The organism is Catellatospora sp. TT07R-123 (assembly GCF_018327705.1).
Taxonomy (GTDB): Bacteria; Actinomycetota; Actinomycetes; order Mycobacteriales; family Micromonosporaceae; genus Catellatospora.
Genome location: NZ_BNEM01000001.1, coordinates 1783500 through 1794847, shown reverse-complemented (window position 1 = coordinate 1794847; position 11348 = coordinate 1783500). Strand labels below are relative to the sequence as shown.

Genomic DNA, 11348 nt, shown 5'->3' with positions numbered 1-11348 from the left:
CCGCCGGGTGCCGGGCGCGGTGGTGGTGGATGATCCGGATATGGCTCGTGGACAGCTGCGTATCTACCTGGGCGCCGCGCCGGGCGTGGGCAAGACCTACGCGATGCTGGAGGAGGCGCAGCGGCGGCGGGGCCGGGGCACCGACGTCGTCGTGGGCTTCGTGGAGACGCACGGGCGCCGCCAGACCGCCCAGCTGCTCGACGGGCTGGAGCTGGTGCCCCGGCGGCAGCTCGCCTACCGCGGCGCGGCGTTCACCGAGATGGACGTCGACGCCGTCCTCTCCCGGGCCCCGCAGGTAGTGGTGGTCGACGAGCTCGCGCACACGAACGTGCCCGGCAGCCGCCACGCCAAGCGCTGGCAGGACGTGCTGGAGCTGCTCGACGCGGGCATCACGGTGCTGTCCACCGTCAACATCCAGCACCTGGAGTCGCTCAACGACGTGGTCCAGCAGATCACCGGGGTGGTGCAGCGCGAGACCGTGCCGGACCGGGTCGTCCGCCAGGCCGACCAGGTCGAACTGGTCGACATGACCCCGGAGGCGCTGCGGCGCCGCATGGCGCACGGCAACGTCTACACCCCGGACCGGGTCGACGCCGCGCTGGGCAACTACTTCCGGGTGGGCAACCTGACGGCGCTGCGGGAGCTGGCGCTGCTGTGGCTGGCCGACAAGGTCGACGACCAGCTCGATTCATACCGGGCCCAGCACGGGATCGGCAAGACCTGGGAGACGCGCGAGCGGGTCGTGGTCGCGCTGACCGGCGGCCCCGAGGGAGAGACGCTGATCCGGCGGTCGGCCCGGATCGCCGGGTCGAGCAAGGGCGCCGACCTGCTCGCGGTCCACGTCGCCCGCAACGACGGCCTGGCCGGGGCCGACGCCACGCTGCTGGCCAGGCAGCGGCTGCTGGTGGAGAGCGTCGGAGGCACCTACCACCAGGTCGTCGGCGCCGACATCCCGGCCGCGCTGCTGGACTTCGCGCGTGGCGTCAACGCCACCCAGCTCGTGCTGGGGGCGAGCCGACGCGGCCGCCTGGCCAGGCTGCTCGCCCCGGGCGTCGGCGTGAACACGATCACCCGGTCCGGCCAGATCGACGTGCACCTGGTCTCGCACGAGCAGGCCGCTCCGGCACGGCACCGCGGGCTGGCGGCGGGTGCCTCGGCGCTGTCGGCCCGGCGGCGCGCCGCGGGCTACGCGCTGGCGCTGGCGGGCCTGCCGCTGCTGACCCTGGCCCTGTACGCGCTGCGCGGCAGCCTCTCGCTGGCCAGCGACATCCTGCTCTACCTCGCCTCGGTGATCGCGGTCGCGCTGGTCGGCGGCCTGTGGCCCGCGCTGGTGGCAGCGGTGCTCGGCTCGCTGCTGCTCAACTACTTCTTCACCCCGCCCGTGCACACGTTCACCATCGCGCGCCGCGAGAACGCGCTGGCGCTGGCGGTGTTCGTGCTGGTGGCCGCAGCCGTCAGCGCGGTGGTCGACCTGGCCGCCCGGCGCACCCGCGAGGCCGCCCAGGCGTCGGCCGACGCCAGCACGCTGGCCACGGTCGCCGGGAGCGTGCTGCGCGGCGCCCGCCCGCTCCAGGCGCTGCTCGACCACCTGCGCGAGACCTTCCATCTCGACGCGGTGACCCTGCTGGAGCTGCGGGACACGGCGAGCACCGGTCCCGAACGGCTCGACGATCCGGGATCGTGGCAGGTGGCCGCGTCTGTCGGCGGGCCGCCCGCGGCGACCCCGGCGCAGGGCGACGCCACCGTCCCGGCCGACGACCGGGTGGTCCTGGTGCTGCGCGGGCCGGCGCTGCCCGCCGCGGACCGGCGGGTGATCGAGGCGTTCGCCGCCCAGTCGGCGGTCGCGCTGCGCCAGGAGCGGCTGGCCGAGGAGGCCGCACGGGCCAAGCCGCTGGCCGAGGCCGACCGGATGCGCACGGCGCTGCTCGCGGCGGTCAGCCACGACCTGCGTACGCCGCTGGCCTCGGCGATGGCCGCGGTGGCGAGCCTGCGCAGCGAGGACGTCACCTTCAGCCCCGAGGACCAGCAGGAACTGCTGGCCACCGCGGGGGAGTCGCTCGACCGGCTCACCCAGCTGGTCAGCAACCTGCTGGACATGAGCCGTCTCCAGGCGGGCGCCCTGGGCGTGGCCGCCGTGACGATCTGGCTGGAGGACGCGGTGCCCGCCGCGCTCGACGAGCTCGGACCGCCCGGACGGGGCGTGCAGGTGCGCATCCCGGACGACCTGTCGGCGGCCGTGGCCGATCCCGGGCTGCTCCAGCGCGTGCTGGTCAACATCGTCGCCAACGCGCTGCGGTTCAGCCCGCCGGGGCGGCCGCCGCTGGTGACCGCCAGCGAACACGGCGACCAGGTGGAACTGCGGGTGATCGATCACGGACCGGGTATCCCGGACGACCAGCGGGAACGGGTGTTCGCGCCGTTCCAGCGACTCGGCGACCGCGACAACGAGACCGGCGTCGGCCTGGGGCTGGCGCTGTCGCGCGGGCTGACCGAGGCGATGGGCGGGACGCTGCTGCCGGAGACGACCCCCGGCGGCGGGCTCACCATGGTCTTGTCGCTGCCCGCGGTGCCGCCCCCGGTGGGCCTGAGCGCCGCCGAGGAGGCCGCGGCCGAGCGCGCGTTCACCGAGGGCCTGCACCACCCGACCGCAGAGCCCGGCCAGCGCTGACGGCCGACGGGTCACACGTCGATGTGCGAGCCCATGATGATGGTCCGGTCGCGGGGCAGCCCGAAGTGCGCGGCGGCGTCGGAGGTGATGTACGAGGTCGCGATGAACAGCCGCTTGCGCCATTCCGCCATCGTCGGATCCTCGCCGCGCCGCAGCTCGATCTTGGACAGGAAGTACGTGGCGTTGTCGAGGTCGAGCTGCCCCTCGGTGACGGCCGGGTCCAGGGTGCGCAGCGCCGCGGGCACGTCAGGGGTGTCCATGTAGCCGAACCGGGCCGTCACGTGGGTGATGCCGTCGTCGGCGTACCCGAGGTCGTCGACGGTGACCCGCTCCTGCTCAGGCACGTACGGCACGGTGTCGGTCTCGATCGACATGATGACGACGTGCTCGTGCCGGACGTGGTTGTGCTCCAGGTTGGCCCGCAGCGCCAGCGGCGCGGTCTGCTTGCCGCGGTTGAGGAAGATCGCGGTGCCGGGCACCGTCGCCGTCGACGCGGCCGCCTCCCGCAGCTGCTCGACGAACTCGGGCAGGGTGCCCTCGGTGCGTACGCGCTCGGCGGTGACCACCTGCCGCCCGCGCTGCCAGGTGGTCATGATGGTGAACGCGGTGAGGGCGATGAGCAGCGGCAGCCAGGCGCCGTGCACGAGTTTGGTCAGGTTGGCCGCGACGAACAGCAGGTCCACGCCGAGCAGCAGGGCCGCGCCGATGCCGAGCAGCCACTTCGGCGTGCCCCACTTCAGTCGCGCGACGTAGAAGTACAGCAGCGTGGTGATGGTGATCGTGCCGGTCACGGCCATGCCGAACGCGTACGCCAGCGCGGCGGAGCTCTGGAACGCGAACACCAGCGTCAGCACGGACACCATGAGCAGCCAGTTGATCCACGGGACGTAGATCTGGCCCATGGTGGAGGCGGAGGTGTGCGCGATGCGCAGCCGGGGCAGGTAGCCGAGCTGCGCGGCCTGCGAGGCGACCGAGTACGCGCCGGTGATGACGGCCTGGGAGGCGATGACGGTCGCGGCTGTGGCCAGGACGACCAGCGGCAGGCGCGCCCAGCCGGGGGACAGCAGGAAGAACGGGCTGCTGATGTTGGCGTTGTCCTCGAGGATGAGGGCGCCCTGCCCCAGGTAGCTGAGCACGCAGGCGGGCAGGACCAGGCCCAGCCAGCCGCGGGTGATCGCCTTGCGGCCGAAGTGGCCCATGTCGGCGTAGAGCGCCTCGGCGCCGGTGACCGACAGCACGATCGCGGCCAGGGCGAAGAAGGCGATACCGAAGTGGTGGGTCAGGAAGCCCAGCGCGTACGTCGGGGACAGGGCTTTGAGGATGTCGGGGTGGTGGGTGATGCCGCCGATCCCGAACACGGCGATGACCAGGAACCACGCGATCATGATGGGGCCGAACACCCGGCCCACGGCGGCGGTGCCCCGGCGCTGCACCAGGAACAGCGCCACGATGATGACCGCGGTGAGCGGGACGATCGCCGCTTCCAGGTCGGGGTTGACGGTCTTGAGGCCCTCGATCGCCGACAGCACCGAGATCGCCGGGGTGATCATGCTGTCGCCGAAGAACAGGGCCGCGCCGAAGATGCCGACCACCGCGAGCACGCCCGCGGCCCGGCCGCCACGGTCGGAGCTCCACCGGCGCAGCAGCGTGATCAGGGCCATGATGCCGCCCTCACCCTGGTTGTCGATGCGCATCGCCAGCAGGATGTAGGTGACCGTCACGATGATCATCACGGACCAGAAGACCAGGGACGCCACCCCGAAGACGTTGTCGACGCTGACCGGCACCGGATGCGGGTCGGCCGGGTTGAACACCGTCTGCATGGTGTAGATCGGGCTGGTGCCGATGTCGCCGAACACGACACCGAGCGCGCCCACGATGACGGCCAGCCGCACCACGTCGTGCGTGCCGGTGCCGTGGCCGGGCGTCTGCTCGCGACTCGTCACCGGATTGCCTCCTGCGCCAGATGATCGGTGTCGCCGGAGGATACCGCGATCAGGCGGTATGTGGCGCTGACTCCCGATATCGCGCTGCTGCTCGTCGCGGCGCTCGTCGCGGTGCTCGTCCGCGGTCGGTTCCCACTCCCGCGAGCAGCGGCATCAACATCGCGTCAAGAATGCGCCGACCGCCGTAGCGAATGCGTCAAAGCCGCTTCCCGCCGCCCGCCGCGCCGACCACGGTGACCCGGACGGATCGTCGGACAGACCGGGAGGCAGCGAGCGATGAGCATTCTGACGGTTACGGCACCCGCGGCCGGCGCCGCCCTCGCCGTGCTGCTGGCCGTGCGGGCCCGTGCTTTCACGCCCACCGGCGATCCGGTCGAGTTCGATCCCGCGGCTCGGGCCGTCGCCGCGTCGGCCACCGCCGCCGACAGTCTGCTGCGCGTCATCGCGGCAGCTCCCGTCGCCCGCCACCAGCCGCAGACCCCGGGCCCTGCCCGGTCGGCGGCCAGCCGCGAGGCCCTGTTCCTCGAAGTCGTCGGTCCACCGTCGCGACCGGGCGTGATCGAGGTGACCGGCCGCGACGACCACGGCTTCCCCGTGCTCGCCGTGCGCGCCGCCGCTCCCGGCAAGGCGATCGCGGCGGTCCTGCTGCATCTGCGCGACGTCAACGGCACCGTGCCCCGGGTCGACTTCGCCTGGCCCGTCGCCGGCCACCGCCGCGGCTTGATCCGGTTCCTGCTGCTGGGGTCCGGCCACCTGGCGGCCGTCACGGTGGCCGTACTGCGCAGCGCCGAACCCGATCCGGCCCGGCGCCCCCGCGTCCACGTCGGCCCCTGAACTTCGCCGACCGCCGCCTCACCTGCTGGGACCTGGACCGCGCGGGCACCCGGCGTGGCGTGTCCCGCAGTAGCGTGCAGGTGCGGCATCCCGCCCACCGCCCGGCCGGGGCCGCCCGCCGTGCGACGGGGAGGGCGGGAGAGGAGCACGCCATGGGCAAGACCTATGACCGTATCGACGGCAGGCTGCGCGAGTTCATCGAGGCGCAGCACATGTTCTTCACCGCGACCGCGCCGCTGGCCGGCGACGGCACCGTGAACCTGTCGCCCAAGGGCCTGACCGGCTCGTTCGCCGTGCTCGACGAGCAGACCGTGGCCTACCTGGACTTCGCGGGCAGCAACGCCGAGACCATCGCCCACCTGCGCGAGAACGGCCGGATCACGCTGATGTGGTGCGCCTTCCAGGGGCCGCCCAACATCGTGCGGGTGCACGGGCGCGGCGAGCCGGTGTTCCGCGACGACCCGCGGTTCCCCGAGCTGCTCGCCCACTTCCCGGGGATCGACCACCGCGGCCACGGCCTGCGGGCCGTGATCGTGGTGCACGCCGAGCTCATCCGCGACACCTGCGGCTACGCGGTGCCGTTCCTGACCTACGACGCCGACCGGGACCTGCACCGGCGCCGGTTCGAGCGCGAGGACGACGAGTCGCTCGGGGCGTACTTCGCGGGCAAGGAGCACGTCGCCACCAGCCTCGACGGGCTGCCCGGCCTGCCCCTGCCGCTGCCGCCCGGCGTCGAGCCCGCCCCGCGGTGACGCCGGTGCCGGGGCCCGCGCCGTCGCGGACCCCGGCACCGTGCCTCAGGACAGGAAGCTGCCGTACGGCCCGGCCATGATCTGGTTCTTCTGGGCCTGGCTGAAGTGCGTGTTCGGGTAGCTGTAGAACGACGCCGACATCGGCGTGCCGTCGGTGGACGCGGCGTCCGGCAGGCCGAAGGCGTGGCCGAGCTCGTGCACCATGCCGCCGTACCAGCGGTTCATCGACTGGCCGCTGGTCCCGGCCGCCCCGTCGGCGTCGTGGCCGCTGAGCACCACCCAGCCGGGGCTACCGCCGCCGCCCGCGCCGTCGCCCTCGGCGCTGATCTCGCCGACGCACAGCCACCGGCTGTCCGGGTTGCGCAGCCCGAGCCGGCGCGCCAGCTCCTGCTGCATGTTCGTCACCGACCACCAGTACTTGTCGCCGCCGTTGGGCGTGTTCTCGTACCAGCTGCGCACGTGCTCGCCGGTGACGACCTCGACCACGACGCTGTTCAGCGTGAACGTCTTGCCGAGTTCCTGCTGGTAGTAGCGCTGCGCCTCGCGCATCACGGCGGCGATGCCGTCCGGGTAGCGCTGGTCGTAGGCCACGTCGGACGGCTTGAGCCAGAACACCCGCACCGTCTTCGACGGCGGGGTGCCGCCCGGCGAGGTGGACGGGCCCGGCGACGGCGGCGTCGAGGGCGAGGCCGAGGGGCTGCCGCCGACCGGGTATCCGGCCAGGCGCCATACCCGGGAGGTGGCTGTGCTGCACGGCAGCTGCACCAGGCCGGTGTTGCTCGCCGCCGACCCGCCGGCGGGCACGACGCACTTGCCGGAGTGCACCGCCTGCACGTTGAACGTCCGGTCGGTGCCGCTGACCGCGACCGGCACCAGGCGGAACCGCTGGTTGCCGCCGGTGCCGCAGGTCCACTGGATGATCGTGGCGTTGTCGGCGGTGGACGCCCCGTTGACGTCGACGCACTTGCCCGCGTTGAGCGTGCCGACCGTGTACTGGTCGGTGGTGCCCGCGACCGGCGTGAAGACGAGGTTCTGGTTGCCGCCGCCGTTGCAGCTCCACTGGATGAGCTGGGTGCCGTTGGCGGTCGAGCCGTTTGGCAGGTCCACGCAGTTGCCGCCGTTGCGGTTGGCGGCCGTCGAGGTGAAGGCGCTGGCGGCGTACGCGGTCGGCGCGGCGGTGACCAGCACCGCGATCGAGCCGGCCAGCACCGCGAGGGTGGACACCAGCGCGGCGAGCAGCCGCGACCGGCGCACGGGGATACGGACAGGGGGCATGTGATCTCCCGGGTGAGATGAGAGCGAGCGGACGGGTGTATCCGTCGGTCTCCGCCTCAACCCGGTGGACGTGACGTCCCTTCAGCGGATGGCCGATCAGTCGCCAAGGCTAGAACCGCCGATCGGACAGTGTCAATGCGCTGCGCTCGACGGGTGCGCACCTCGGCACGTCACACCTCATACGGTGTGCGCACACCGTATGAGGTGTGACGCCGGACGGGAAGGTGTCGGCTACGGGGTCGCGTAGACCAGGTCCAGCGTGTCGGTGTGGCCCGACCAGGCCAGGTCACAGGATCGCGCGATGTCGCCGCCGCGCCCGAGCACGTGCGGGACGGCGGTGCTGCCCGTGAACCCGCCGTCGGCCCAGTCGAGCAGCGGCCCCTGGTCGACCGGCGACCCGCACGCCGCCGGGGGCGAGGTCCTGGGGCGGACGGGCAGGTCACGAGACTAGAGCCGGGACGAGGCCGACGGGTTCCCCGTTGACCTCAACCTGGCTTGAACTGGCAGTCTTGCCCGATGCGTATGGCGAATCGGCTGGTCCCGGCCGCGTACCGGCAGGTGCTGCGGGTTCCGGGGTTCCGGCGGCTGCTGGCGGGGGAGTCGGTGTCCTTCCTCGGCGACGGCCTGAGCGTGGTGGCGATCTCGTGGCTGGCGATCCAGATCACCGAGCCGGACCGGGCGGCGCTGGTCGTCGGGGCGGCGGTGGCCGCGTACACGCTGCCCGCCGCGCTGGGCGCCGCCGGGCTGGCCCGCTGGCTGAGCCGGGTCGACCCGCGCCGCCTGGTGATCGCCAACGCGCTGCTGCGGGCGGTCACCCTCGGCGCCGCCGCCGCGTGCCACCTGCTCGGCGTGCTCACCCCCGTGCTGTACGTCGTGCTGCTCGCGCTGTCGTCGCTGCTGGCCGCGTGGGGCACCGCCGGGACGTACACGCTGGTCAGCGCCCTGGTCCCGGCCGAGCACCGGCTGGCGGCCAACACGCTGCTGGGCACCAGCCAGACCACGGCGATCATCCTCGGGCCGCCGCTGGCCGGGGTGCTCGTCGCGGTGGCCGGACCGGCGGCGGTGCTGGCCTTCGACGCCGCCACCTACCTCGTGCTCGCCGCGCAGCTGCGCCGCGTGCCGGCCCCGGCGGTGGCGGGCGAGGACGTGCCGCGTACCGCGGGCGGGTTCCGGATCCTGGCCCGGCGGCCGCAGCTGCTCGGCCTGCTCGCCCTCACCGCGGTCTTCTTCTTCCTGTACGGCCCGGTCGAGGTCGCCCTCCCGCTGTTCATCGTCGACGTCCTGGGCCGCGACGCCGGGTTCCTCGGCGCCTACTGGGCCGTGTTCGGGGTCGGCGCCCTGCTCGGCGGCCTGATCGCGGGCACGCTGCGCACCCTGTCGCCCTGGCCGTTCGCGATCGCGGTGATCGCCGGGTGGGGTGCCTGCCTGCTGCCGTTCGGGTTCACCACCTCGGTGTGGGTGACCATGGCGGGGATGGCGCTCGGCGGCATCATCTACGGGCCGTTCCCGGCCTTCAACGTCACCCTGTTCCAGACCGCCGCCGACCCGGCCGACCTGCCCGCGGTGCTCGCGGCGCGGGGCTCGGTGATGGTCGCGGCGGCGCCGATCGGCGCGGCGCTCGGCGGCCCGCTGGTCGGCCGGCTCGGCCCCGCCGACACCCTGCTCGCCTCGGGGGCGGCCACGGTCGGGCTGGCGGCGCTCGCGCTGCTGGCCTCGGCACTGCCGCTCACCGCGGTGAGGAAGGGCGCCTTCCTGTCGGAATCTGATGTGGAAGGGCACCTTCCCCACCGGGCGGCGTGACCGTCAGCGGCGGGCGGTCCCGGAGGATAACGGCCAAAACGGTGTTAGCGTATGAAACGGTAGTATCACTCGCGGTGGATGCGCCTGTCGCCGTTACGGCATACGGTGGGCGGGAAGCTTCCTAAGTGGAGGGACGTCATGAGATTCAGGCACCACCGCGCACTGGTCTTGTTGGCCGGGGCGGTTTTGATGTCGACCGTGATCGCTGCACCCGCCCAGGCCGATCCGCCCAGCAGTGACCGGCAGCCCACCGCCGAGGGCTACGGCGGGGCCGTGGCCACCGTCGATCCCGACGCCACCCGCGTCGGCCTGGAGGTGCTGCGGCGCGGCGGCAACGCGGTCGACGCGGCGATCGCGGCCGCGGCCACGCTCGGCGTCACGGAGCCGTTCTCGTCGGGCATCGGCGGCGGCGGCTTCTTCGTCTACTACAACGCCCGCGACCGCCGCGTCTACACCATCGACGGCCGCGAGAGCGCCCCCATGACGATGCAGGAGAACGTCTTCGTCGACCCGTCCACCGGCCTGCCGTACCAGTTCCAGGAGGCCCGGGTCAGCGGGATCGCCGCCGGGGTGCCCGGCAGCCTGGCCACCTGGCAGCAGGCGCTGCGCAGCTGGGGCACGACCAGCCTCGCCCAGGCGCTGCGCCCGGCCGAGCAGGTCGCCGACCGGGGCTTCCTCGTCGACGCCACGTTCCGCAGCCAGATCAGCGACAACACGGCCGCGTTCAGCCAGTTCACCTCCACCAGCGCGCTCTACCTGCCGGGTGGGCAGGCGCCCGCGGTCGGGTCGGTCTTCCGCAACCGGGACCTGGCCCAGACCTACCGGCTGATCGGCCGCGCGGGCATCGACGCCTTCTACCGGGGCGAGATCGGCGCCGACCTGGTCGACACGGTCCAGCACCCGCCGGTGGTGACCGCCCCGGGCACGGTGTGGCCGTACCCGATCCGGCCCAGCACCATGGCGGCCTCGGACCTGGCCGCCTACCGGGTGCGCACCCCCGCGCCGACCCACGTCGGCTACCGCGGCCTCGACGTGTACGGCATGGCCACGCCCTCCAGCGGCGGCCAGGCCGTCGGCGAGGCGCTGAACATCCTGGAGGGCTCGGACCTGTCGGCGCTGACCCGCACCCAGGCGCTGCACCGCTACCTGGAGGCCAGCGCGCTGGCGTTCGCCGACCGCAACCGCTACGTCGGCGACTACACCCCGCGCCCGCTGCTGGACGAGCTGCTCACCGACGGCTTCGCCAAGGAGCGGGCCTGCCTGATCGATCCTGCGCACGCGCTGGCCAAGCCGGTCGCGCCGGGCGAGCCGGACGGGACGTACACCGGCTGCGCGACGGCGGCGCCGGGCGAGTCGGTCACCGAGGGGCAGTCGACCACGAACCTGACCGTGGCCGACCGATGGGGCAACGTGGTCGAGTACACGCTGACCATCGAGCAGACCGGCGGCAACGCCATGGTGGTGCCGGGGCGGGGCTTCCTGCTCAACAACGAGATGACCGACTTCAACTTCACGCCCACCCAGGGCACCGCCGCCGACCCGAACATGCCGGGGCCGGGCAAGCGGCCGCGCAGCTCGATGGCGCCGACGATCGTGCTGAAGGACGGCAAGCCGTACGTGGCGGTCGGCACGCCCGGTGGCTCGACGATCATCACGACGGTGCTGCAGATCCTGGTCAACCGCCTCGACCTGGGGATGACCCTGCCCGAGGCGATCGCCGCGGCCCGCGCCACCCAGCGCAACACCGCCGCCGTACAGGCCGAGCCGGGCTTCGCGCCAGAGCAGCCGGGCCTGGAGGCGCTCGGGCACGTGTTCGCGCCCAACCCGGAGATCGGCGCCGCCACCGGCATCGACTTCCTCAGCGGCGGCCGCCTGGTCGCCGCGGCCGAACCGACCCGCCGCGGCGGCGGCGCGGCCGGCGTGGTCTGCCCCGCATCCTGACGTACCGGGAGGGGCCGGGACGAAGTCCCGGCCCCTCCCGCACCCCGTGGGGGTGCCCCGGCAACGTGCAGTTTCGGGGAAAGTGCAGGAATCATGACCTGCTTTCATGCACTTTCCCCGAAACTGCAGCCA

At 73.1% G+C, this 11348-nt stretch carries 7 protein-coding genes; 5 read left to right on the top strand and 2 right to left on the bottom strand.

The window, feature by feature from the left end; all coding sequences use genetic code 11:
- Positions 1–40: 40 nt before the first annotated feature.
- Positions 41–2668 (top strand): sensor histidine kinase KdpD, encoded by a 2628-nt coding sequence (locus tag Cs7R123_RS07435; RefSeq protein WP_212824531.1) that lies wholly within the window; start codon positions 41–43, stop codon positions 2666–2668.
- An 11-nt stretch (positions 2669–2679) separates the two neighbouring features.
- On the opposite strand, the gene Cs7R123_RS07430 is transcribed toward Cs7R123_RS07435, so the two are convergent.
- The gene (locus Cs7R123_RS07430) at positions 2680–4614 is read right to left on the bottom strand and encodes a potassium transporter Kup (protein ID WP_244871673.1); all 1935 of its coding nucleotides are present in this window, start codon (positions 4612–4614) and stop codon (positions 2680–2682) included.
- A gap of 276 nt (positions 4615–4890) precedes the next feature.
- Here Cs7R123_RS07430 and Cs7R123_RS07425 point away from each other — a divergent pair, with 276 nt between their 5' ends.
- The gene (locus tag Cs7R123_RS07425) at positions 4891–5448 is read left to right on the top strand and encodes a hypothetical protein (RefSeq protein ID WP_212824529.1); all 558 of its coding nucleotides are present in this window, start codon (positions 4891–4893) and stop codon (positions 5446–5448) included.
- A gap of 152 nt (positions 5449–5600) precedes the next feature.
- Positions 5601–6200: a pyridoxamine 5'-phosphate oxidase family protein gene (locus Cs7R123_RS07420; RefSeq protein ID WP_212824527.1), complete on the top strand. Its 600-nt coding sequence runs from the start codon at positions 5601–5603 to the stop codon at positions 6198–6200.
- Positions 6201–6245: 45 nt separating this feature from the next.
- On the opposite strand, the gene Cs7R123_RS07415 is transcribed toward Cs7R123_RS07420, so the two are convergent.
- Complete coding sequence (locus tag Cs7R123_RS07415; protein WP_212824525.1) at positions 6246–7475, bottom strand: RICIN domain-containing protein; 1230 nt, start codon at positions 7473–7475, stop codon at positions 6246–6248.
- A gap of 516 nt (positions 7476–7991) precedes the next feature.
- Here Cs7R123_RS07415 and Cs7R123_RS07410 point away from each other — a divergent pair.
- Entirely contained in the window at positions 7992–9275 is a 1284-nt protein-coding gene (locus tag Cs7R123_RS07410) for an MFS transporter (RefSeq protein ID WP_212824523.1), read from the top strand.
- Positions 9276–9413: 138 nt separating this feature from the next.
- Entirely contained in the window at positions 9414–11216 is a 1803-nt protein-coding gene (ggt, locus tag Cs7R123_RS07405; RefSeq protein ID WP_212824521.1) for a gamma-glutamyltransferase, read from the top strand.
- Positions 11217–11348: the final 132 nt, after the last annotated feature.